A 26345-nucleotide genomic window follows, 5' to 3' on the forward strand; every position below is an offset into this window, starting at 1 on the left:
CATGAGCTTGTGCTTGAGCATCTAAAGTGATGGGCCAACTACATCCTGTGCTTTGCCTACACACGTACTTGCTGATTAAGCATTAGACGTGTGCCTTACTTGCCTTATTTTTATAGTGGATGATGCAGCTACCTTTTGCCTATAGCCGAGCTTCTTAAGCCTCAGTGTGCTTGAGCTTTCTTTGGCTTATACCTTGGCCTTAGCGTGGGCTTGAGCTTTGGCTTGAGCTTTGGCGTCAGCTTGCGCCTTGGCTCTAGCTTGCTACTTTGCTTTAGCCTTAGCCGTGGCTTTTGGCGGCTAAGGTTTTGTGGTGGCCACGTGCTCGGCTAGTTGCTTTTTAGTGTGGCATTAGGATTTGACCTTCTTTAAGAAGCTTAAGACTTCGGTAACTGAGGTTACGTGGGTCATTGGCGGTAAGGAGTTAAAGACGGTTTGGCCGTAATTTTTGGTATGCAGTCTTGGGTCGAGCAAGACTAAGGCACCTGTATCGGCTTCATTACGGATTAAACGACCTGCTCCTTGGCGCAGTGCAATGATGGCATTTGGCAGGCTCTCGCACTTAAAGACATTTAAGCCCTTGCTCTTAAGCTTGCCCTCAATTGCCTTGGTAATTGGGTCACCTACCTGAGTAAATGGCATCTTATCGATGATAACTAAAGATAAGGCCTTACCCGGTACATCCACACCTTCCCAGAAAGATGAAGTGCCAATTAATACTGCATTACCTGCCTTGATGAAGGCCTGCATGGTATCTGACACTGTCATATTACTGCCTTGCTTGAGGATACGGCGCTTATTTGAATAATGAGCACTCATATACTCATAAGCTTCATTTAAGGCTGAGTACGATGTAGTCAGAATAAAGATACCGCCATCGGTAGCATCGATAACTGAGCTGAGCATCTTCAGAGCCTTTTCCATACGACCCTTGACGTTAGGCTCAGGGAAGGATGGTGAGGTAAAGAGGCAAGCATGGTTCGTGTAATCAAAAGGAGATGGCACTATGCTTTGCTTTACTTCCTCGTGCTTGAGGCCAATGTCGTAAAGGAACTTATCAAACTTATTGTCAGTGGTGATCGTTGCAGAGGTAAAGACTACGGTACAACCTTGCTCCTGAATCTTACGCAGAGCTGCACTTAAGTATGGGCCAATATCAATTGGGCAAACGGTCAGAATGAACTTATAGCCTTGATCCTCTTTAGGAACAATCTCAATCCATGAGGCATTATCCCAACACTCTTCACCTTGCTTGTTGCGATCAGAGTTCATGAAATCAGTAATGAACTCTAAAGTCTCATCAACTTGATTTTGCAAAGGCTTGATATCCTCAACGGCTTCTTCATTACTCTTAAGGAGCTCAGCTAATGACTTTAAGGCCATGAGTAAGTCAGCCATTAAGCCTCTAAATAAGGCATTGCGTACTGGTTGATTGGAGTAGTCATACACCACATCACCCATGTCACTATCGTATGGCGAAATACGTGAGTAATCGATACCAAATTGATCACACAGCTGACCAAAGCGGCGCTTTAATTCTTTATTAAAATCACGCTCATCAAGATTACGTGAAGAGCGAGCAATCATCATCTCAAACTCTTCATCGCTAAGCGTGGACTCACTATCCTCAGATTCAGTAGTAATCTTCTCGCCGCCTAAATCAAGCTCGCCTAGGTCGCGATCAAACCAACCACTTTCAGTTAAGCCATGAGCTTGTAAAATGGCTCGCACCTCTTTCATGGTGTAAGAGTCTTTACCAAGCAAGACACGGTCTTTGTTATTAAATAATTCGTAACCTAAGAGCTCAAATGGTGACTTAAAGTGATGGTGGCAGTACTTAAAGTTAGCAATGCCGTGCTTACCATCGCCTCTAAACAAGAGACCACGCATCAGCACATCTACAATGCATTCAATCTTGTAGAGAGTTTTGGCAAAGGCACCTGTCTTAGTAGAGACCTTAGTCGATGAGAAACACTTATGCACCTCATCTACTAAATCCTTAAGAAACTCTAGGCTAACGTCGCGTTTGAAGAACTCTCGACCGACCTCAGCTAAGGTATGGGCCTCATCAAAGATCAATACATCTGGCAGTGGCAAGATAGAATTTGGATTGCCAATACCATTAGGACTTTGCAGCGCAGCATAGAAAAGAGCGTGATTAATCACGACTACATCGCGCTCTTTAGCCTCCTGACGTGCGGCAAACACAAAGCAATGTGAGCCATCGATACCAGTATTGCCAGAGCGTACGCGTTTAAAACCAATAGCTGGATCTTTACCTGCAGCACCAGGACCAAAAGCACGGCCAATCTCCATATCCGCTTGATCTGCAGGGACTACAGACGCAGCTGTATTAGAGTTTTCTGACAATTCCCTTAATAAATCGCGCTTACGAGCAGCATAAGGACAATTGCTCGCCATCTCTTGGCATAAAAATGAGTCACAAGTAACTAAAGAACGAGCACCTTCTTTAAGTGAGAAAATCATCTCACCAAACAAAGCATTTTTAGGATCGCTATCTAATGAGTCAGTACACTTATCAATATAGGCGCTAATGGTCTGACGATCACGGGCATTGAGTGAGCGCATGCCATCGCCATCAAAGACATAGCGGCAAATATAGTTAGCGTGACCCTTAAGTGCGATGGAATTAAGGTGTGTGGTACCTAAAATATTAAAGATCTTTGGTACGTCTTTAGAGCTTAACTGATCTTGCAAAGTCTTAGTGCGAGTAGAGACCATCACTGTTTTGCCAGCAAGCAGCGGTGGCACTAAATAAGCGAATGTCTTACCGGTACCAGTACCGGCCTCTACTGCTAAGAACTGATGAGTGCTGATAACTTCAGCCACACTTGCAGCAAAGCTTTGTTGTCCTTTACGCGGTGAATAGCCCTCAAGCTTCTTACCAAGGATGCCATTAGCGGCAAAGACGCGTGCTACGTTCATCTTGAGTACAGACTCACGTGAAAAAGGCTTCATACGGGCCTCTTTCATCTTGAGTACATACTCGTTATAGGAACGATTAGACACAATGATGCTGCGATGATTAAGAATCTCTAAAGACTTCTTCTTTCTATCAAGCTCGCTAAAACTATCATCGTAGTCGCTAGGCTCTACCGCTACTAGAGGTTCATCTTCTGAGTAGTCTCTTTCGGTCACCACTCGACGCTCTTCATCCAATGCATCAATGACAACAGCATCATTAGCAACCTTAGCTTTATCCGCAGGACCGAATAAATAGTCACTTGCCGCTTGTACGATTTCATTAACATCGCCTCTACGGATTACTTCTTTATCAATAGACGAAGATAAAATGTGTGTACCATCAATGATTGATCTAGCTAAATCTACATCTTCAGCACTAGGCTCATTGGCAGTCGCCTGATTATCAGCATACCCTCCAAATAAGGCGTTAAATGCCTGATCATGCAAGGCATCATCTTTAGTCTTAACCTTAGATGCACTCTTAGTAGATTCACCCTTGCTTGATGCATGCTCAGAGCTCCCTTTAGCAACAGTAGATGCGGCAGTGCTATCTTTGGCTTCGCTCTTTGCCGCAGCCGAGGCTTTAGCAGTTATTTTAGCAGTGGCTTGAGCAGTTCCTTTAGCAGTTCCTGTAGCTGTGGCATTAGCAGTGACTTGAGCAGTGCTGCCTTTAGCTGCAGTGCTCTTAGCTAAGCTGCTAGCTGATGGGCTTGAAGCAGCTGCAGTTAAGCTAGCTGTATGTGATGCAACTGTGGCGGCATCGGAGTCTTGATCGTCAGCATCATCAAAGATATCGCTACCACCAAAGGCCAAAGCTGAGAGGAAGTCATCGTCAGACATAGCCTCAATCTCTTGTTGTGAGCGAGACTTTTTGCCAGGCTTTGAGCCTACATAAGTATTATTCTCTGGGTCAAACATCTCAGTGCTATTATCATCCCCTGCTACACGCACATCCCCGTGCTTTAAGGATGCACCACTAATCTCTCTCACCGCATCCTCAGACTCACTTTCAGCAGGGCTGTTGAGATTCTGGCTAAAGTTGTTGATGGTGTTAATAAGATCGCTAGCTGTCTCCATGACCGCCTCAGATCTCTTCTGTGCAAAGTCATCATTAAACTTAGCATGTAAGAGGGCTGGATCATGTAAGGCATCCTTGATGGATGCTGCTTTCTTAGTCCCGCTAGCACTAACTTTTGAAGACGACGACGCCTTTGCTCCACCTAAGCTACGGCCACTAGCCTTATTTGTACCTGCCAGATCCTGTGCAAAGGCATTCGGCACAGTACTATCCCATGGCGCAACATCATCACCATTGGCAAGAGCAGACTGAGCTGAACTGGCAGCAGAGGCTGCGGCAGCGGCAGAACTTTCTGCACGGGCTACACTAGCTGCACTTGCTGCAGCGTGCGCCGCATTAGCAGTTTTCTGCCCATTAGCCGCATTGTGCATTGCAGCGCTGTCATGATGAGCACTAGAGCTATGTGTTTGATCCATTGCGGCGGTGTCATCTAGCGGCACATAGTTATCCCACGGAATATCAGCATTGCCGTTGGCATTGCTATCCCATGGAGCTGCGTCGTTATAGTTTGGAGTGCTATTTTCCCAAGGTGCTACATCAGCGTTGCTACCGCTTGCGTTATCCCATGGTGCGCTCTCATTGCCAAAAGGAATATCCTCATTTAAAGGATCGGAGCTTGGCTGACGCTTGGTGATCTTATCTTGCTTGCGTGCAGCTGTGGCAGTGGCGGCATTGTCATGTGCACCTTGACTGTCATTACCTGAGGCAAACTTATTAAAGTCATCAATAGACAACACCTGTCCAGCCCCAAACAGACCACCTGCATAAGGAGAGTCAAAGTCTTCATTAGAGTATGGGCCTGCATCTTGGCGAGCACCTGCCTTGTTTGCAGATGGTTTGGACTTGGCTGAATTTTTGGCAAGATCTTTTAAGTCCACAGCGCCTCCTTACTGGCTCATAAATAAAAACAGACCACTGATACATGGGAACGATGAAGCAGCTATTGTACGGTCTTACAAAGTAAAACCATAGCGCCAATATAGAATGATCTCATACTTTGCTCAAATCTAGCCAGAAAGCGTAAAAAAGTTATCTCAAATCACCCCATATCTATGTTTTAGCCACCAAAGCCCTATCCAAGCAGGCTCCTCATTTCCATCGAAATACCAGCAGCCAGCTACTGCAGCACTAAACTTAATGGCCGATGTTAAAAGCACATCAGCGCAGCAATTGCCTATAGCTGCCAGAACAGCTCATGAGTCTATGCTGTTAACACTCTGTAAGCTTCAACATACGGTGCAGAGCCTGAATGCCGCTATGCAGTCATATGCTTAGCTTCTGTGCTACTTATCAACCGTGTTTTGACTGCAGTAGTGCGCTTTGGTCTATATGGGCTTAGCGGCATGTGGCGAGCCTAAAGAGAGCTTCCTGCAAATGGATAGCTCATGGCCAAGCTTCTTACCTACCTTGCTTAGGCTGAGCTTTGGACGGGGCGCATTACTAGCTGTTTATGGAGATTTTGTGCACTATAGACGCACACTTTTCTCATATATATGAGACTTAAGTGCATTAGGCGTTATTATGAATCTATGCAAGCGATGCTATAGGCATGAAAGACATGAGCGCTAATGATGCTAAGTCTGCGTGTGTATAGCGTGCACCATCTATTTATCAACATGGGGGATATTCTTATGGCAGCAGAAGACCAAGATAAGAATAAAGCATCCTGCTCTTGTGATGAGAGCTCCTATAAGAAAGGCTTTAAGCTTTTTGGATCTAAGGGGTCAAGCTCTTGCTCAAATAAAGGCAAGCGTAACTCCTGCGCAACAGGCAATTGCCCATCTGGTACATGTTCGACCAACAATACTTTGCTCTTAGTAGTGATTGCGGCAGTGATGTTATTAGTTGCCTATAGAACACGCTCTCAATCTGAAGATGTCTCATTAGAGGCTAGCGTTGCAACTCAAGAGACAGTTGCCGTTGAAGCTCAAGAGGCTAATGCTCAGCCAAAACAAGAACCATAATTCACCATAGATTGCGCTTGCACCCTTAGCCCTTAAGGCCAATCCCTTTGCTTTGTTGATACAAATGCGTTCTTAAGACGCGCACTCCCGCCTCATGCCTTTCAGAGCCAACGCTCTGTACCTTTTCCACGCCTCTTTCTTTTCCAAAGCTCATTGCGCTCCCCGACTGTCATATGGCCGCTGTACGGCTGCTCAGCTAGCATGTCTATGTGCCACAGCAAATCGGTCTATTTCATGTTTGTTGAGGCACTTGTTGGCATTTGAGGATTTTCGATATCACTCTGTTCTCTTTGCTACCCATGGTCATTATGGACTTACTGCAGAGCTATTTGCATTTGGTGCCAGCGCGTTTTGTCGCTTGACTAGGTCGCTTGGCTTGGTTATTTGGCTAGCTTGATGTGGTTTTATAGGATTGCAGCATCAGCTGTTTTGGTGGGATTGAAGGGTGTGATTTTTTGGAAGGGTCGTTAGTTTGCTGTGGTTTTTGTTGAGGTTGCTGCAGATACAAAAAAGCCCGTAGAGCTTGTGAGCAATACGGGCCTTTTCACACTTATGTGTGGTTACAAGTACGTAACTTTGAATATCGGGCGTTAAGCCTTACAGACGGGCTGTAAGGCGTCTTTTGCCGTTGGCCCGAAATATTCAAAAATTAAATTACTTGTTAGCGTTAGCAGCAGCGAAAGCAGCAGCCATTGCGTTAGGAACAGCTTCCTGAGCCTTCTCGTTTAAGGACTCTAAAGCTTCCTTCTCCTCAGCCTCATCCTTAGCACGGATGGATAAGGTCAGCTGACGGGTCTTGCGATCAACGTTGATGAACTTAGCCTCAACCTCGTCGCCTACCTTCAGAACGGTAGTAGCGTCGTCGATACGGTCGCGTGAAATGTCAGCAACACGGATGTAGCCAACTACGCCATCAGCTAAAGCAATGGTAGCACCACGAGCGTCAACCTCTTCAACGGTACCAGTTACTAAGGAACCCTTAGCGTGGTTCATTAAGAAGTCTGCATATGGATCATCAGCGATCTGCTTTAAGCCTAAGGAGATGCGCTCGCGATCTGGATCTACCTGGAGAACGATAGCGGTGATTTCGTCACCCTTCTTGAAGTCGCGAACTGCGTCTTCGCCAGACTGCTGCCAAGAGATGTCTGATAAGTGAACTAAGCCGTCGATGCCGCCATCTAAGCCGATGAAGATACCGAAGTCAGTGATTGACTTGATCTTACCGGTTACACGGTCACCCTTAGCGTGGGCAGTAGCGAACTCCATCCATGGGTTTGGCTTGCACTGCTTTAAGCCTAAGGAAATACGACGACGCTCCTCGTCGATCTCGAGAACCTTAACGGTTACCTTATCGCCAACGGAAACAACCTTAGATGGGTGAATGTTCTTGTTGGTCCAATCCATCTCGGATACGTGGACTAAGCCCTCAACACCCTCGTTGATCTCAACGAAGCAGCCGTAATCGGTTAAGTTGGTTACCTTGCCCTCGAGGCTTGAGCCAACTGGGAAGCGAGCTGCGATGTTAGCCCATGGATCCTGACCTAACTGCTTGAGGCCTAAGGATACACGCTGACGCTCACGGTCGAACTTGAGAACCTTAACGTCGATCTCGTCACCAACATTAACGATCTCAGATGGGTGCTTAACACGCTTCCAAGCCATGTCAGTGATGTGTAATAAGCCGTCAACACCACCAAGGTCAACGAATGCACCGTAGTCGGTGAGGTTCTTAACGATACCCTTAACTTCCTGACCTTCCTGGAGGTTAGCAAGTACGGACTCACGGTCAGCTGAGTTCTCAGACTCGATAACAGCACGACGGGAAACAACAACGTTGTTGCGCTTCTGGTCTAACTTGATTACCTTGAACTGGAGCTCTTTGCCCTCTAAGTGAGCGGTCTCACGTACTGGACGTACGTCAACTAAAGAACCAGGTAAGAAAGCACGGATGCCGCCTAACTGAACAGTGAAGCCACCCTTGACCTTACCATCGATAAGACCAGTAACAGCGTCGCCATTCTTGAATGCTTCTTCGAGCTTGATCCAAGCTTCGTTGCGCTTAGCCTTCTCGCGTGAAAGGACAGTCTCGCCGTCGCCTGACTCAACAGACTCGAGAACTACTGGGACAGTGTCACCAACAGCAACTTCGATCTCGCCAGCGGCGTTCTTGAACTGCTCAACTGGGATGTTGGACTCAGACTTTAAACCAGCGTCGAGGATAACGAAGTCGTCTTTAATAGCAACAACAACTGCGTTGATTAAAGAACCTGGACGGGTTTCGGTTTGATTTAAGGACTCTTCAAAGAGTTCGGCAAAAGACATTGACATTAAGGTTATGTTCCAAAAGCACCTAAAAGCATCCTGCTTAAAGGAGGTAATTAACAGTAGTGGATCATCCATGATCCTGAAAACAGTAAATGCCGATTATAACAACACAATCGTGTGATTGCAATTACATTTTCAAAAAAAATTTTACCCTACTGATTTGCTTTATCACTTCTTACCAAACTTGATAAACATCGGCTTTACCTTACCTATGAAGGCACCTACTTTTGCTCACTTGTTGCCTCTCTCAGTTCTAGCCTTTTTTACAGCTTCACTTTCAATCTTTGCTGCGTGCATATTTTCTGCTTTATGTCGCTTGTGCGGAGGCAGTACATCGTTCTTGCGCTCTTTAGCTGTCCTGGTCTTGATACATTGATGCTCTGTAGAGTGCGTCCGTTTAAGGCGATGATAATTGCTATGTGTGTTTAGATGAGTGAAGCCTTCATCTACAAAATACCGCCAAATGAAAAGCTTTGAGTTAAGATGATGAGTTATGCATAAGATAAACTGGCTATAGTTAGTCTTTATCTTTGTATGCTTAATGGCTCTAGAGTTTGAGGAGGGGTGATGAAAGGTATCTTGCTTGCAGGAGGACGGGGAACAAGGCTCTATCCGCTTACCCGAACTGTCTCTAAACAGCTCTTGCCTGTTTATGACAAGCCTATGATCTACTATCCTCTGTCTACGCTGATGCTCTTTGGCATTAGAGATATTCTTATCATCTCTACACCTGAGGATACGCCACGCATTGAGCAACTCTTGGGTGATGGTGGCTCTTTAGGCTTAAACCTATCTTATGCTGTGCAAGAAGAACCAAAAGGCATTGCGCAAGCCCTGCTCATTGGCAAGGACTTTATCAAAGGCGATCAAGTCTGTCTTATCTTAGGCGACAACATATTCTATATGGGCGAGCAGCTCCATCAAATAGTTGATAAGCTCCATAGTACCGACAATAATGTCGCCACCATCTTTGCTTATCACGTCTCTAATCCACAGCGCTTTGGTGTTGTCGAGTTCAACTCTCAGATGCAAGTAATCTCGATTGAAGAAAAGCCTCAGCGACCAAAGTCTAACTATGTCAGTGTCGGCTTGTACTTCTACCCACCTGATGCTGCAGAAAAAGCTGCTAGTTTAAAGCCATCGAAGCGTGGCGAGCTTGAGATCACCGATCTAAACAATCTCTACTTAAAAGAGTCACGGCTTAGTGTCATTCCTATGCTTAGAGGTAATGCCTGGCTTGATGCCGGCACTCCTGAGTCGCTGATGGACTCAGGTGATTTTGTTAGAATTATTGAACAGCGCCAAGGACTTAAGATCGCTTGTTTAGAAGAGATCGCCTTAAAACAAGGCTTTATTGATAAGCGGCAATTGCTTTGCTTAATTGAGCGCTTGGATGAATGCAACTACAAAACATATCTACAAAAGGTTTACTTAGATGAGCTTGAGATTTACTAGCACCAACATTGAGGGCTTATACATCATCGAGCCACAAATTTTCCATGATGAGCGTGGTTACTTTACTGAGACTTACAATCTAAAAGATTTTGAGGCCCATGGTATCAGTCCAAACTTTGTTCAAGACAATCAGTCTTCATCTACTCATGGTGTCATTCGTGGACTACATGCCCAACGTGGCGAGCACTCTCAAGGTAAGCTCGTTCGTGCACTGATTGGTACTGTCTTAGATGTAGTGGTAGATATTCGTCCTGAGTCTAAAACCTTTGGTAAGTCTTTTAGCATCGTACTCTCGCAGGAAAACTTTAAGCAGTTATATATTCCGCGTGGCTTCTTGCACGGCTTTTCTGTCATGTCAGATGAAGCCGTGCTTGCCTACAAGTGTGACAACTTCTACTGCAAAGGAGCTGAGCTTACCGTGCGCTATGACGATCCTGAGCTCGACATTGATTGGCAAATCCCAGGCGTTATATCCATTGTCTCTAACAAAGATCGCAACGGCATCTCCTTTGCCGAGCTTAAAAAGCAACTCCTTCAATAACCATCCGCGATGCGGCACTATCCCTCACTTAGCTAGGTATGACTTATGTTCAAACGACTCTTAGTTACTGGCGGCGCTGGTTTTATCGGTTCTAACTTCATTACCTACTTTTTAAGCAAGCATCCAAATGTCTTAGTGGTCAATCTAGACAAGCTTACCTACGCTGGCTCCATGGATAATTTAAGTGAGGTAAGCTCAAAAGATAACTTTGTCCACGTTACTGGGGATATCTGCGATGAGAGCTTAGTAAACGCGCTTTTTGAGCAATATGACTTTGATGCTGTAGTGCACTTTGCAGCCGAGAGTCATGTAGACAATTCAGTAACAGGGCCTAAAGCTTTTGTTCAGACCAATGTTGTGGGCACCTTTACCTTGCTGCAAGCAGCTTTAAAACACTGGATGGATGGCCCGCATCAAGTAAAGTCTGGTAAAGAGTATTGCCGTTTTCACCACATCTCCACCGACGAGGTTTATGGAGCCTTAGGAGAAAGTGGTTCTTTTACAGAAGATACTGCCTACGCTCCAAACTCTCCATACTCTGCCACCAAGGCAAGCTCAGATTTTCTTGTCAGAGCCTATCACCATACATATGGTCTAAACGTTACCACCTCAAATTGCTCGAATAACTACGGCCCACGTCAGCATGTTGAAAAGCTCATTCCTAAGACCATTAGTTGCATCCTTAATCATCATGAGATTCCGGTTTACGGCACAGGCTTAAATGTACGTGATTGGCTCTTTGTTGAAGATCACTGCAGCGCTATCGACACGATCTTAAGTGAAGGTAAGAGTGGTGAGACCTACAATGTCGGCACCAACAATGAGCTCGACAACATGACCCTCATTAAGGCGATTTGCTCTTTAATGGATAAAAAGGTGCCAGCTAAAGATGGTCAGTCTTATACCTCACTCATTACCCATGTCAAAGACCGTCCAGGCCATGACTTTAGATATGCTGTGGATGCATCTAAGCTCAAGGAGCACACCTCATGGAAGCCTAAGTACAACTTTGAAGAGGCTCTTGAGTACACCATCGATTGGTACATCAAGAAGCTTAGCACTTAGAGATGGCCTAATTGCTTGAGTTGAATTGAACTGAACTGAATTGAAAAGAGGCCCGTGGGGCCTCTTTTTGTTTGCCCCGGTCGAAGATCCGAATGAGGGGCGGCAGGACAATAAGCTTATGGATACTACTTATTGAACTTGTTCATGAATTGAGCTGCAGCAGCCTGATCCTTTTGAGCCTGCACTTGAGCAGCAACGCCTACAGGAGCACAGATCTTGCCAACTGGCTGCAAAATGGTGTCTAGGCTCTTAGCTAAAACGACGCCTGCTGGGATGCCTAAAATAGTTATGAAGCAACCAATCATCTGACAGATCACGATGATGGTGAGCCACCAACCAAAGAATAAGATGTACAGGATCTTAAGAATGGTGCCGTAGGTTTGGAATACTGGATTCTCTTCCTCGTTTGAGACATCACTCTTCTTAACCATGGTGTATGAAAATGGCAGTAGTAAGAACTTAGAGTACTGAATCAGACCAAAGCCAATCGGGGCGGTAACAACTAAGGCCACAAAGAGCAGGCCGATTAAGAAGGTAATCAGGGCACTGATAAAGCCAAAGAAAGGGAAATGCCAAATAATATTGGCAATAACGCGTAACATAAGAGATTCCTTAACTGCAGCAACTGCAGGATGCAAAACAAATAGTTGCCACAACACACGAAAGCAACTTGGCGCTGATTATACATATAAGTTCTATTCTTATATGCGTCTGCACCATAAATGATTACAAATGTGCCAACTTGATCAAACATATCATCAAAAACCCCTGTCTTTTTCGGCTATTGCACTGTTACAGGCAATGAACACGCAAAAAGCTAGGCACATAGCACTCAAAAGCTATCTACATGCTACAAAAAACAAGGGCAGATACTTGTAGGTACCTGCCCTTGTCTAGACAATAGAAAGTAATCTTGAGAGCTAGTCTTGCTTGCTCTTAATGTAATCCATTGCAGCATTGAATACTTCATCAATGCTCATATTGGTAGAGTCAAGGATCAGAGCATCCTCAGCAGCCTTTAATGGAGCTACAGGACGGTTGCGATCGCGCTCATCACGCTCGGTGATCTCTTGTAAGATTAAATCAAAGTCTGCTTCCTTACCGGCTGCCTCAAGCTGTAACTTACGTCTTTGAGCACGCACCTCAGGAGAGGCATCTAAGAAGATCTTAACCTGTGCATCAGGGAATACTACAGTACCCATATCACGGCCATCAGCAACTAAGCCTGGCTCACGACGGAAATCGCGCTGACGCTGCAGCAAAGCCTGACGAACTAATGGATGTGGAGCTACCTTGCTAGCATTTAAGCCGCACTCTTCAGTACGAATAGCCTTAGATACGTCCTCGCTACCTAAGAATACGTGGACGCCATCTTCCATCACCTCAAAGCTCAGATCCATTACCTGAGCCTCTTGTACTAAAGATTCCTCATCAAACATGGCTAAACCGGCTTTACGAGCTGCATAGGCTAATACGCGGTAAATAGCACCTGAGTCGAGTAAATCAAAATCCAATGCCTTTGCAAGACGCTTGGTCAGCTCACCCTTGCCAGCACCGCCTGGGCCATCAACAGCAACTACAAATGCCTTTGCCATGTTTAAAATCCTCTTTTTTCATCCTTACACAAGCTAGATTTCACTGCTTGCAAACTTAATTTGTTTGCACAGCAAAACTGCAGCTAAAGCCTATTTAGTCGGCTTTCACTAGCTTGCAAAACCCGCTCATTGTACGCGTCTTGAGAAGAAAACGCAAAAACACCCCTTCCTTGCACCTAGGATCTATCGTACAAATGTGAGATTGTCGGATTTTGTGATAAAAAACGTCTAGGGATGCCCCGTCTAATGAGCGCTTGTGTATAATGTGCATCTTATCGTTGTATACATTTTCCATGTGAGTTTTCACATGTGACGCTCTTAGGTAGCAACAGCTTAAGATCTCGCGTTTGACACAGATCTTCATTGCACAGCTACTCAGGGCATTAGTAACTTTAAAATTTTTAGGTAATCATCGTGTCATCTAGTGAGATTTTCGAGCAGGGCCCATCCGCTTTGCTTCCAAGCCGTTTCGGCATGTTCAGAATCAAGGTCTTTAAGGATCATCAAATGCGCGAGCACGCCATCATTTACAGTGGCGACTTAAGTGGTGACGAGCCTGTTCTGACTAGAATCCACTCTGAGTGCCTAACTGGTGATACCTTAGGCTCCTTACGTTGTGATTGTGGTTTCCAGCTTGAAGCTGCACTGCGCAAGATCTCTGAAAAGGGCCGTGGTGCATTACTGTACATGCGCCAAGAAGGTCGTGGCATTGGTCTTTTCAATAAGATCGCAGCCTACCGCCTGCAAGATAATGGTCGTGATACCGTTGAGGCTAACTTAGAGCTTGGCTTCCCTGCTGATGGTCGTACCTATGGTCTGTGCGCTGATATGATGCGTGCTATGGGCTTTGATAAGGTTATCTTAATGACCAACAACCCAGCTAAGATCGAAGATATCGCTCGTCACGGCATTACTGTGGTTGCTCGTGAGCCTCTTGAGTACGGTGAGAATAAGTTCAACACCGACTACTTAAAGACCAAAGAAGAGAAGATGGGCCACCTCCTGCACCATCAAGACTAAGGCTAAGGCTAAGGCTAACAATAAGCCTACCCCACTCTCTTCTACAAGCCCGTCTGCCTCGCAACGGGCTTTTGTTTTTCTCAAAAGCACCACAAAACACCCACGCTCAGCTGCAGCGCCTGCACAGCCAAGGCAGTTAGCAGTAATCTAGGCAAAGCGAGTGCAAATGCCCGTTACTCAGCATAGATACACCAAATGCACACAAGGCATATTGAGTCTGTTATGATGTGCACGTACTGTGATTTTTCATTTAGATAGTCTAAGGAGTGTGTATGGCCGTACTACTGTTTGATGGACGCGAAATCGAAACTGACGACGAAGGCTATCTTTTAAATCTTGATGACTACTCTGATGAGCTTAGAGACTTCATGGCAAGTGAAATGGAGCTTGAGCTTACCGACGAGCACATGGTAATTATCAATACCGTGCGAGAGTACTACAAAGAATACGACACAACCCCGCCTATCCGTGGATTAATCCAGCTCTTAAAGAAGCAAGGTCATACAGAGCTTGCAAGCTCAGTAAAGCTCGCTCGCCTCTTCCCTGATGGTGCTGCCAAGTGCGCTGCCAAGCTTGCAGGCCTGCCTAAGCCAGCCAAGTGCATTTAATTGCAGCTAATGGCATTTAACGGCCGATGCGCTTTAACGATTTATTGCTCTTACATCCTTCTTTTTGTTGGGCTTAGTGAATTGAGGCAGCTCCCTGATCTGCAGCTTCCTCATCACTTTTAGCTCATGCCTTTCACTACTAATCATCAAGCCCTAAGAACTGCTGCTGCGGCATTGGCGTTAACACCTCTACCTCGTCCTTTGCATCGCTCTTACGTGGTCTGCCTCTTTTAGGTTTAATCTGAGGCTCAGATGCTGCATTTGCCTCTTGTGCAGTGGCTGTCTTTCTTGGCCTTCCTCTTTTAGGCTTTTCACCCGCTTCTTTCGTACTAGCACTCTTGCTTGAACGAGTTTTACTAGTCTTACTTGCCTTAGTACCTGCCTTAGCTGCATCACTACCTTGAGGCTCTGATTGCGATGAGGCCTCATCTTGAGCTAATGACGCTATTTGAGTGTTAAGCGACATCGGAGTATATTCTTCAACCTTACGACGAATATGAATGAGCTTAGGACGCTTAGTATCAAGATAAGCTGCAAGATCAGACATCTCCTCGTATTCTAACCACTCTGAGAGCATTGCATGGTCGCTTACTGTGACTTGGTCTGTATGCCTTTCAGATTTAATCTTAAAGTATTGATTAAACATGTTAGACAAAGCTCTTGGATAGACATGAAGCTGAATGATACGAGCGTCATCGTTCTTATTTTCATCAAACTTATGATCTGCAACCGCCTCAATATAGCGGTTATCTGGCTTATCAGTGTCACTTGATAAAGCAAAGACCATAGAATATCCCATAAGCTGCAGATCGACCTGTTCTTCTCTAATCATCTTTTGAATTTCAGAGAAGACCTTATTGTTCTCAATAGATGAAGTATTGCAGTTATCAGCAATCATATCTGCAAACTTAGATAAGAACTGACTGCGATCAACCGCATCAACTTTAAGAGGTCTGAGCAAGTTCTCAAGCGATGCTCGGGTCTGCTTGCGTGATTTATTTGCTGAAGCCGGTAGATACTTATCTAAGAACTTTGATTCAATAACGCTTACGCACAACGTGTACTTGTTACTATCGCCATTCTCTTTATCATAGCTATTGTTAGATAGCACCTGAATACACATAACATCAGCATGCTCTGACTTTTTAGTAGATAGCACATACTGATAGTCATCTAAAGAGACAAAGATTGGCTCTGCGATTGCTTGCACTAGCGACACATTCATTTTCTCAATGAGATATGAGCTAATCTGCTCAGCAATGAACTTACACATCACATTGCCAACAAGTTCAAAAGTACTCTTTCTACCGTTCTCCGCTCTTGTGAGTAAACCTCCTGAAATAAAGGTCGCGTCGTTATGCACATATTTGCAAAACTCTTCAGCTGTGGCAGCTTTATCTGAGGATTTCTCATATACATAGCGCAAATACTTTTGAGCATTAGTGCTATGCGGAGAAGACGATACGAGCATGTTCAGAGCCTGATTTTTTAACTTACTGTAATAGACCAAGCGGTTTTCACTATTGGTAACTAAACGGCGGCATTGAATCTCATCTAAAAACAGTACCACTTCTGAGCGATCATGGATTGGGCCAATCAGCAGATCATCATAATTGCCGTTTATTGAGTCACTCTTGCTTACGACACGATAAGGCAAGTAAGTTGAAAAGTAATTAGTTGCCTCACCATTACCATCTAAATAATTACGTACAGACTCAAGAGACTGAGTGAAATTATTAGACTTGCTCTTATGCGTATCGCTTACAAACTCACTGAGCGAGTTGTAGTACTGAATGCGTCCAATAGTCTGAATCTGATTAACGAGGAACTTACCTACATTATCTGAGCTAATCAGCGCTGTATTATTGCGGTTGACAAGAGATGGCTGTGTATGAACCTCATCTTTGACTAACGATACATTGTGCTCATTGTACTTAAGAGTTGAGCGCATATCGAATGAGTGCATAAGCACGCTCACATCAAAAGTTCTCAGTGAGTTGCTTAAACTTGCCGTAATGCTACTCTTATTGATATAGCGTACATAAGTGCCAAATTTATTTGGATCTTCAGTAGCTGTGAGTATGCTTACCTGTACTCTTTTTAACTGCTCTGCACTGATAAGTCCATTACAACGCAAAATCTCAAAACGCTTATAGATTCTTTCACTATCTGCAGTATTGCTATTAACAATCACGAGATGGATCTTGGTAGAAGACAACTCTTTAACATCTGATAGATCTTTATAGAGAATCTCAGCTAGCTCAGCTGACAAACAGTCGCGCAGCATAATCGAGTACTGCTCTGGGATTAGAGGTCTAGTCTCGATATTGCGTTTGATAAAATCAACAACTGTTGTTGAGTACTCCTTGAGTGGCACATATGTAAAGCTTTGATAGCGATTAACTGCGACTTTTTTGTAGAAGGTATAGCCGCAATGATCCTCAAAGGCACACAGATATGACAAGTTAGCCTCATTTAACCTATCACTTACACACAGCTCTGGACCATCAAAGTAATCCATATCATTTTTCAATGAGGCATTAAACAGAGGACTATCGCCGATGTCCATGCCGCCTGACATGAGACTTTTGATAATGTCACACAGGCGCTCAAGCTTGGCCGTGTGAGAGCGCATATTCTCAACAGTAAATGGAGACGCGGCTGCACTATAGACTGCATCATCGTCTGTATATGCCATGCCTACTTTAAGTACCGAGGCTAATAATACTTTCAGATCATTATCATAGTTGCTATCAAACTGTTCATCATGCATCAGATCAATAATGGATAGCTGCAATTTAGTATGTAAATCACTTAAGTCTTTCGCACTCTTGTAGCAAAGCTTACATTCGTACAAAGAGTCTAATGCGTTTGCATAAGCACCTTTGAAGTCATTAAAGCACTCTTCAATCTTAAGTACTTTGTCATGCAAATGCTCATTAAACTTAGGAGCAACCTTGAGCTTGGCAATGATTTCTTTAATATTCTTGCCTATAGCAAAACGCGTGAGGTTAGCTTGCTTCTGAGCGTCTGCAGTATTGGTTTGACTTAAAGCATCTTCATTAGCATTAGCTTGATTAGAGTTGTTACGAATGCTCTTAAAAGAGATCGCCCTCTTGCTATTGTAGTGTCCAGTAAAGAGACTAAATTTGCCCTTAGCACAGGCTTTACGCAAGTCATCAAGGTTTTCAACATATGAAGTTAGTTGCTGATCACTTGAGTAAGTCCAGCTTAGCTCACGTACCGTGATATCGCTATTTGAGATGAAGTGCAGCTCGAACTTTAAGGTGCAGTTCTTCTTATTCTTCTTTTTCTCATCAGCAGTATCTTTAAGTGGTTTATTTATAGACTCAAGGAACTCTCTATAGTTAAAGATAGCCATGAGCGCTTGCTCGGCCTTAGCTTTTCTTTCAGCTAAGTTCTTAGATCCACTCTCTGGTCCCTTAATGACAAAACGATCACCGAGCTCCTGGCGCAGCAGACGCAGGTATGCACCAAAGCGGTGGCTAAAATAATAAGCTGCATCTTTGTTCAAACGACGTAAGGCAAGAGGCTTGGTAATTAAGCGCAACTCGACTCTTTGGCTATCTCCGCCCTCTTGTTGCTTTGAATGCGACTCAGCACTTTGGCAATCATCCCCAACTTGTAGGTTGTTGATCATGCATGTGGCCAGAGACAACATGAAGTTGCTATAGACGTATTTCTCGTTAGAGAAGATAAGCTTAGTCCACTGTTGCCTGAGATCTTTATCCTCTTCTAAGGTACTTCTGTGACTATTGAAGAAGCTATAAAGCTTTTCAATATCATCAGGGGATAAGTTCTTAGGATCCTTGTTGGCGATGTCCTTAACCTCAATGCGCTCTGCATTAGAGATCTCATCCTCGCCATGTGACTGATCTCGGTTAGCAAAGTGCTTCTCAGTCTTATCCCAAAGCTTTTCTTTATGGTTTTTAGGCTTACTTTTTAAGAACAAGAAATTGAGCTTGTCTTTCCAATCGATTGAGCACAGGTTAGCAAAGGCTGTGTTATATAGCTTATGACGCTCTTCATAGACAACAGATAAATAATGCTTAACTAAAACGCTTTCGGTTGGTGTTAGAGCTAAAGCAATACCATCATCGCTATGAGGCTGACCTTCTACATAAAAGTAGTTCTGGTAGTTAGCAAATATATCCTTAGACTCAATAATGCCATTCAAACCTGACAGGCCCGAACGAATGTCACCAATGCCTTTGATGTAAGACTCGATTTTTTGCGTGTATTGAGCATCGCTAGCGCTATTAAACTCAGCGTCGGTGTATAAACTATGACATACCGGTAAAGACACCGCATTAAGGGATGTGCCTAAGGCCTTACGCACTGCCTGATCTTTAGAAAGATCATCCATAGCACTATGTAACACGCTAGCAGCGTAAAGCGCTAACTCCTCTAGCTGAAGCTCTAACTGACCTTTCAGACCACGTAAGACACTTTGCAAATAATGGCTAGACTCTTTGGCTTTAGCACTGTACTTATCTACAATGAAGGTCTCAATGTAATCTACGATTGACTGTTTAAGATCTTCAATAGTAATGACATCACTAACTGACTTTAGAGTATCAGTGTTGTCTTTATCAGCTGCAGTCAAGGTACGTAATCCGGACTCTGAGTCATTACGACATGAGGCTGAATTTACATCGTCTAGATACGGAAGATCATACAAATTTGCTTTAGCCATCATCTGTCTTTCAATACGAATTTTAAGACGGCCTACGCGTGAGTCTGTATCCTTTCCTTCAGAGGCATCAACTATACGGCTATACAAGTGATCACAGATGATTTGAATAAGCTTTGGCTCTACATCCTTAAGAAGAATAATGCCAAGCAAATTGCTTGATTTATTATCTTCAGGAATGAATGAGAGAACCTGTTCAGCACCACAAAAGGCGATGATCTCTTGCGCTAACTTATCAATAATGGGCTTATTTTTATTCTTCTGCTCTGTGAACGAAGCAAATTGCTCATTTTCTGCTGCAGTCAGCATCAACGCATCACTCTCTGATGCAAGCACGACCTCATCTTCAAGCTCATTCATGCCATTCATTTCAACAGCAGGTACAACATCCTCTACCTGATTAAAGAGGCCTTTAAAGAGCCATGATGTTGAGTTGCATTTCATAAAAATCATCCTACAGACAAGGCTAAAAAAGCTTGATAATAAGCATTATGGGCTAAGTTAAACGTCTAAACTTTTCTCTACGGCTTCTTAACGTATTCACAGCTATCACTCAGGGTGATTAGCATGTTAAGACCTTGTAGTCTTTGCTTGAGCAAATCAACATTGCCCTCAAGTTTATCTTTATCAATGCGCTCATCATCAAGATGATCCTTAGAGATCACAATGTTGTACTTCTCTTTGAGTCTTTCTAAAAAGCTCTTAAGCATCATGTATGGCTCTTTGCCCAATGTTGCTCTAACTAAGGTTTTTAATAAATTATCCGACAAGTCATAGTAGGCATATCGAGCCTGAGATCCTGAGACTAAGCCGATGCGTTTAGAGTATTTATAGTGCAAGCTATTCATATGCTTGTCACGTAAGTTTGCAGCAAACTTTACTACATCACGCACATTCTTATATTTTTTGGCGCGTTCAAGGTTATCCATAACCTGCTCTAAGAACTCCTTATTGTTAGAGTCCACGTCATCATCTGGACTAATGCCAATACAACAACAGATAATTTTCTTTAACAATTCGATATCTTCAGAGTCAAGTTCATCTTTATCGCGTAAGAATGGTGCTGTAAAGTCAACAAAACGCTCAAGACGGTGAAGCAAATATGCCTCTGAGCTCTTGCTATACAGTAAAGCATTTTCACCCAAACGTTCCTTAACCTGCTTTTTAAGCTTTTGATCCTTGCCATCAAGACACATCATCATAGAAGAATTAAATTGTTCCTCTATATAGGCTTCAATCTTCTCCGGTGTATCAAGCTGCTCGTATTCTAAATAGCGTGGATCATCCTTATTAATTGCACTCCTTTTAGACTGCACTGATTCAATGAGGTATCTTTCATATCCTTGACACATCTTGCACTCTTGCTCAAGCACATAGACATTAAGGTTGAGCAGACAAATCGTGCCTAATGCTATGAAAAGATCTTGCTTACTCAATGAACACTGCATGAGATTAGACATATCTTCATAGAAGCTCTCAAAGATCTTTAAATGCTTGTAAGGCATGAACTCAGTTTTAGTAAAAGAACCACTTGAGCTCTCTTCTGTAGCCTGTAGATTCTCGGCAAACTGATCAATAGCATCAGCTTGCTCAAAGAACTTGGAGTAAAGCTCTTCTCCTAAATCGAAATCGCTTGTTTCATCCTTTGAGGAAGCCCTTTTGTTAAAGCCCCTTTGTAAGATGCTATAAAGAATTTCTCCTTGACCGGCAAAGAAGTTTGACTTTGCATTATTGGATTTGTTGACCTCGGTAAACACACAATGCTTGCCGCTAGGAAAGAGGAATTTAGTGCCCATCTCACGGCTAGAGTTCAGATCAATTGACCACGAACGCAGCAACTTTACAGCGTCAGCAAATGCATAGAATGATGGAAATACTTTCTCATAGTGAGTCGCAAGCATTTCGCCATTAATGACCGCATCTTCATTGTCTTTTTTAGCTGACATGGTCTTGTTGACGTGATCATTGTATTTTTTAACCCATTTGTCCCATAGTTCTCTAGGAGTACTATTGGCATAACTCATCTGATCTAATGATGGGTTGTTGTACAAAATATTTCTCAGCCTAAACATATGAGGCTTGCTAAAGCTCACACGGCCGTGCTCGTCAACCTCTGATTTAAATGGGCCTGCAGCGTTTTGCGACTTCAGAACCTGTAAAAACTCCAAAAAAGTATGATCTTCTCGCTCGTCAACATGCAAACCAGCACTAATAAACCACTCTTGAATCTTCACTTGATTAGAGTCATCTGGGTATGACTCATAACGCTCGCCTAAAAAACTGTCCTCGAGCAGATGGATATAACTTGCGGCCTTTGCTAGATGGTTAGTGTAATTAATCAGCTCTTGCGCCTGATTGATGTTTGCAGGTACCTGAATGACATTAGAGCCCGTATTCTTAAGAACAGCATCATGCTCATCAAGATACTTCACTGAGTACTCATCTATGCGTTGTTGTATTGCACTATTAGTATCTTTGCCCATTATCGTAGTCACATCCTGTTAGCAATGATTTAAGTCTTGTGTCTCTTTATTACTATTAGTAAGTAATCTCACCATCTGCATTGAGGCGACAGAACTTCAATGAGGATATTGATCTATTGCCACTTACTTGCATGCTGCGATACTGAAACTCTTCAATTTTTGCCTTAAAGCTAAGGATGGTTTCACTAAACTCATTGCTAAAAGACACCGAGCTAACTCCATCGCCTAATGACATCAAGAACTCAAAAAGACTTGGAGTTAGTACCATGTTTGAAACAATATATGGCTCTACTCCTTCGCTTGATAATGGCGATGAGGATGGCTTTTGCTGACTAAATATCTTGCTGAGCAATTTATAAAATCTCTCTTCATCGCCCTCTAATAGTCCATACTCATTCTTACCTTCTAAAAACTCATAAAACTTTTCAAAGAGCGACCCAACTCGATCCTCAGATAACAATGCCTCGTAATTCTGCTGGCCTAGCTTATCTTGGAACTTAGTATGCTTATATATGAGATCTTTAAAGTCACTATATTCACGTACTCCTAAGTATTTCTTTAACGACTCAGAAGATACTTGAGGTGCTAGCTCTTTCTCATGGCAAGCTTTAGCGTCATCTTTGCTAGCAAAATACGCAATAGTAGGCAAATTCTTGGTGTTATTGACCATTGAGGAGCTAACCACCTTAATCACATTGAAGTAGTTAGAACTATCTAGATTAATGTGAAGTCTAAAGTGCTCCTCGTCTGGAATAATGCACAGCTCTACTGGATTGATACGGTTATTAGAGGCAATAAACACCTTATCCATAGATTTAATGGCTGGCAGTGATGTGCAGGCGCGATTTAGGCCAATAAAGAGCTGTTCTAGAATGCTAGTTAGATGAGTATTGCGACTCAGGCTTGAGCCCTCGTTTAAACCACGCTTCAAAGATAGATAACTATCGGCATATTTAAAAGCTGTCAAATAGTAGTTAGAGAAGGACTCTTCAGCTTTGTTATGAGAGCTCTTATCTAAATCTAAGGTGAAGAATAAAGTACGACGTAAAGATGCATACAAGGCCGGCAGATGGGCGTTTTTCTTAGCTCTATTCTTGGCATAATCATCATCAGCTGCATCAAAAAGATATTGCAACTCCTTTCGTAAAGAGTCATAGACATGGGCCACATCATTTTGATTGAGGCACTCAAGGCATGTACTGGCAAAGTCTGACTTAGAGCCATAGCCTGAGGCTGCAGTAATGCTATCGCCATAAGTAATTAAATTGTCTATAGCTTTGTTGCTGCTATTGCCCACACCAAAGGTAGCCATATGCATGAAGATCGGGATCTTAGAGTTTTGAGAGCTACGGCGGTTGATGTTGCTATCGTATGAACTCTTAAGATTATCGCCAGAAAGTAGGTTGAGTCCAAAGAGATTATCAAATGGAGACATAGCACTATCTGACCTGTCTTTTAAGGCTAGGACAGCTCTGCAGTCATAGCATGGATTCTTGCCTTTAGTCTTTCTGCCTAAGATGGCGTTAGATATCAACAAAAGCAGATTACGTAAGGTAATATGAGCCCCTTCATCATTAGAGATCTCAAACAGATCTGCAAAACGACGCATCACATGCTCGTTGTTTAGCACGCGACGATTGTTATAAATTGGGCAAGACTCTACTGCGCTACATTCCTTGCAAAAATCCCATAAGTCATGGTTAAGAATCTCGCTAAAGATGCTCTCAACAGTATCTCTATCCAGACATTCTGCAAGTGAAAAGAAGTCACAAAACTCATTGTGCAGCTTAGTATGCAAGATCATATGAGATTCTAAAGAGCGTGATAGATTCTTAATACTCTCAATCACCTCAGTTGTGTGATTACTAAACTCATCATGCATGGTATTAACAAAGCTTTCATACTCATTGAGCCTATCTAAAAGCTTGCCATTGTTACATGCAATGATTAAGTAGAGTGCCTCAATATTCTGCTCAGAATCTACATTGCCTTTTGCTTTGGTAGCTCGTGCATTAGCGCCTAGCTTGTTACTTGCACCACTGCTGCAGGCGTTATCTTCGCTATTATTCTTTGAATACAACACCCGCTCAACAATCTGACTGAGAGTCTTGTACATAAGCAGCTTATCTTGCACGCTGCTAATCTCTGAGAGATCGCGGATCACGCAGATCTTGATACCTTCATGAGCTAGATAAATCTCATGGGCAATATACTTACGAGCATCTTCCTTATCATCACTATGATCTAGAGCTTGGTAAGAGGCAGGATCTTCGATGGTAATACACTGTTGAGCATGTCTAGTGGTAGCATCGTCCCAGGCAGCCTCGTTAATACCAAAGATGTCTTTATCTACGCAAATATCATGTAAAAAGCTGGTTTTACCATCGCCGGCACTACCAGTTAAGAGCAGGACACGAGACTCACGCTTAGATACAAGCTCTTTAATCGTCTCTTTGTATTCTAACTGACGCTTAAGCTTGAACTTAAAAGGCTTAATATCATTAGCTCGGATATTCTTACGCATGTCCTCAAAGTGCTGTGAGGTACCATCGCTTACTGGAGAAAACGATCTCAAGAAGTTGATGAAATTACTGCCTGGAGCAGCATTAGATACTTTTTTGGACACAGTAATTACCTTGTAACAAGAGGCTGACAGAGCTAATGCTAAGAGGATTTCATAGCTGATGCTAAGACCTAGACCTTCACGCCAAAATACGGCGTAATATTCAGTCTAGCAAACAACCTTCACAAAGACTCTTACATGATCCTTCACGCATTAATGATCTAAAGAAAATGCAGCTGCACATGCCTTCATCCATGACAAAAACTACGATTTTTTATTGAAGGTTTTACATATTAAATTTTACATAGATGCAACAAGTACGATCCCCATTAAAAAGATCAAAATGCGCTCAACATTTTTCTTCCCTCCCTTCATAGAAGGGATCCTAGAAGGTGAAGTATCAAATGACAAATCGCAATTTCAGCCAAACGCTTACGTTTTCCTAAAAATAAGCCATTGCTTTTGTACCTTCAGACTTTCAGGACAGCTCCTGTGTAATAAGAGACTGTGATCTAGTAAACAAATTCAACACGTTTGCTTTTATACCTTCTTAATTCTGAAACGTTACTCACTATCAGCAACATCAAAAACTATAACTAACAAGACTCATCATGAGCCTCTATCAGGCAAGCCCAATAGCTAAAAGATCACAGCGACCTGGCTTAATCAGCCACCACATAATGAAGGCAAAGTAAACACCGATCATGAGCTCAGCACTTCTGCTTAGCAGCAGCAAAATAAAGGCTATAGCCTAATCATCAAGGTAATTTTGCAGACTCAAATAACCGTACCCTCAGCCCAAAAACATAGTTTCTAATGATAAATAAGCCCTTTTCTAACAACTCACGAATGACTGTAGAACTAACTAACGGAAGGAAGGAAGGAAGGAAGGAATTACTGCTCAATAAATTAATCAGCCACAGATAGCAAGATCTCGAAAACATAATGGAAGGAATGAGAGGAAGGCAAGATCAGAAGGTTTACTTTGCTGCCATTAAAAAAGGAGACCTAAGGTCTCCTCTTTGTTGCACGATATTGTGCGGCTAAATACTAATTAGCTTGCTTAGCTTTTATCAGAGCCCTGAGCCTCAACATTAGTGTTGGTCTCAGCATTGGCATTAGTTTCTGCCTTAGCACTATCATCTTGGCTCTTAGCAGCCTCATCGCTTACTACTGCAGTTACAGATGCGGCATCTTCCTTAGTGGCAGGAGCTGAGGTTGCAACCTGAACAGCATCTTCAGTCATGTGTGCCAGACCAGCCTTTAAGTACACGATCATGGACCATAAAGTTAAGATCGTAGCAACTTGTAACAGACCTAAAGCAGCATAGATGAGAGGATCGTTATAGCGCCATACTAACAGGGCAATCGCGGTCATCTGAATTGCAGTCTTCCACTTACCCACCCAGTTAACAGCAACCTGGGCTCTCTGACCGATCTCAGCCATCCACTCACGCAGAGCAGATACCACGATCTCACGAGCGATGATTACCATAGCAGGGATGGATACTAAGAGGTTAACGTGTGGGAAGAAGTCAGATACGTGCACACTGTAGTACTCAACGATAAGAACTAGTGCAGTACAGACGATAATCTTGTCAGCTACTGGATCTAAGAATGCACCAAACTTTGTGGTTTGCTTAAGTTTTCTGGCTAAATAACCATCTAACAGATCGGTTAAAGCGGCAATCACAAACACTAAGGCAGCCATCATATTAGTCTTAGTGGTTGGATAGTAAAAGAGGCCCACAAATACAGGAATCAGTAAAACTCTAAGTAGAGTGAGCAAGTTTGGCAGGTTAAACATTTTTCAGATCAGTCCATAGCTACAGTTAAGCCTGAGTACAGGCAGATAAAGCGCACCATAATTATAGGACATCTAGCTAAGATTCTTTGCGATAGACGGCTCAAATTTACATACTGCTTACGTAAGCACTGACAAAAACCCGCGA

The 26345-nt window shown here is 43.3% G+C and carries 13 protein-coding genes and 1 pseudogene; 6 read left to right on the forward strand and 8 right to left on the reverse strand.

The annotated features are described in order from the left end of the window. Window positions 1-348: 348 nt before the first annotated feature. Complete coding sequence (locus RDO37_RS01645; RefSeq protein WP_308497888.1) at window positions 349-4938, reverse strand: ATP-dependent DNA helicase; 4590 nt, start codon at window positions 4936-4938, stop codon at window positions 349-351. Window positions 4939-5691: 753 nt separating this feature from the next. Between RDO37_RS01645 and RDO37_RS01650 the strand changes: the two genes are divergently transcribed. Further along, window positions 5692-6024: a hypothetical protein gene (locus RDO37_RS01650; protein ID WP_308497889.1), complete on the forward strand. Its 333-nt coding sequence runs from the start codon at window positions 5692-5694 to the stop codon at window positions 6022-6024. A gap of 654 nt (window positions 6025-6678) precedes the next feature. On the opposite strand, the gene rpsA is transcribed toward RDO37_RS01650, so the two are convergent. After that, on the reverse strand, window positions 6679-8352 hold the full coding sequence (gene rpsA / locus RDO37_RS01655; protein WP_027939478.1) for a 30S ribosomal protein S1: 1674 nt from the start codon (window positions 8350-8352) through the stop codon (window positions 6679-6681). Between the two features lie 564 nt (window positions 8353-8916). Between rpsA and rfbA the strand changes: the two genes are divergently transcribed. The 3 genes from rfbA to rfbB are packed head-to-tail and all read left to right on the forward strand — an operon-like array spanning window position 8917 to window position 11410. Then, on the forward strand, window positions 8917-9804 hold the full coding sequence (gene rfbA, locus RDO37_RS01660; protein WP_308497890.1) for a glucose-1-phosphate thymidylyltransferase RfbA: 888 nt from the start codon (window positions 8917-8919) through the stop codon (window positions 9802-9804). Further along, window positions 9785-10345, forward strand: coding sequence for a dTDP-4-dehydrorhamnose 3,5-epimerase (rfbC, locus tag RDO37_RS01665; RefSeq protein WP_308497891.1), 561 nt, complete (start codon window positions 9785-9787; stop codon window positions 10343-10345). Before rfbA ends, rfbC begins: the two co-directional genes overlap by 20 nt. A 45-nt stretch (window positions 10346-10390) precedes the next feature. Then, window positions 10391-11410, forward strand: coding sequence for a dTDP-glucose 4,6-dehydratase (gene rfbB, locus RDO37_RS01670; protein ID WP_308497892.1), 1020 nt, complete (start codon window positions 10391-10393; stop codon window positions 11408-11410). Between the two features lie 125 nt (window positions 11411-11535). Here rfbB and RDO37_RS01675 read toward each other — a convergent pair whose 3' ends face one another. Together RDO37_RS01675 and cmk are read right to left on the reverse strand one after the other, a co-directional pair. Next, the gene (locus tag RDO37_RS01675; protein ID WP_308497893.1) at window positions 11536-12012 is read right to left on the reverse strand and encodes a YccF domain-containing protein; all 477 of its coding nucleotides are present in this window, start codon (window positions 12010-12012) and stop codon (window positions 11536-11538) included. Between the two features lie 318 nt (window positions 12013-12330). Continuing rightward, the gene (gene cmk, locus RDO37_RS01680) at window positions 12331-13005 is read right to left on the reverse strand and encodes a (d)CMP kinase (protein WP_044121553.1); all 675 of its coding nucleotides are present in this window, start codon (window positions 13003-13005) and stop codon (window positions 12331-12333) included. A gap of 429 nt (window positions 13006-13434) precedes the next feature. Between cmk and ribA the strand changes: the two genes are divergently transcribed. Both ribA and RDO37_RS01690 read left to right on the forward strand, forming a co-directional pair. Then, window positions 13435-14025: a GTP cyclohydrolase II gene (gene ribA, locus RDO37_RS01685; protein ID WP_367997389.1), complete on the forward strand. Its 591-nt coding sequence runs from the start codon at window positions 13435-13437 to the stop codon at window positions 14023-14025. Between the two features lie 272 nt (window positions 14026-14297). Further along, window positions 14298-14633 (forward strand): TusE/DsrC/DsvC family sulfur relay protein, encoded by a 336-nt coding sequence (locus RDO37_RS01690; RefSeq protein ID WP_308497894.1) that lies wholly within the window; start codon window positions 14298-14300, stop codon window positions 14631-14633. Between the two features lie 139 nt (window positions 14634-14772). On the opposite strand, the gene RDO37_RS01695 is transcribed toward RDO37_RS01690, so the two are convergent. From RDO37_RS01695 to pgsA, 4 genes and pseudogenes are all read right to left on the reverse strand, one after another. Beyond that, window positions 14773-19791 carry a hypothetical protein gene (locus tag RDO37_RS01695; protein WP_308497895.1) on the reverse strand — a complete coding sequence of 1673 codons (5019 nt, stop codon included), beginning with the start codon at window positions 19789-19791 and terminating at the stop codon, window positions 14773-14775. A 77-nt stretch (window positions 19792-19868) separates the two neighbouring features. Continuing rightward, window positions 19869-21830 (reverse strand): hypothetical protein, encoded by a 1962-nt coding sequence (locus RDO37_RS01700; RefSeq protein ID WP_308497896.1) that lies wholly within the window; start codon window positions 21828-21830, stop codon window positions 19869-19871. A 55-nt stretch (window positions 21831-21885) separates the two neighbouring features. After that, window positions 21886-24456, reverse strand: coding sequence for a hypothetical protein (locus tag RDO37_RS01705; RefSeq protein WP_308497897.1), 2571 nt, complete (start codon window positions 24454-24456; stop codon window positions 21886-21888). A 1177-nt stretch (window positions 24457-25633) separates the two neighbouring features. Beyond that, a pseudogene (pgsA, locus tag RDO37_RS01710) lies at window positions 25634-26200 on the reverse strand (CDP-diacylglycerol--glycerol-3-phosphate 3-phosphatidyltransferase); the annotation flags it as partial. Window positions 26201-26345 lie beyond the last annotated feature (145 nt).

Source organism: uncultured Anaerobiospirillum sp., from assembly GCF_902485895.1.
GTDB lineage: Bacteria > Pseudomonadota > Gammaproteobacteria > Enterobacterales > Succinivibrionaceae > Anaerobiospirillum > Anaerobiospirillum succiniciproducens.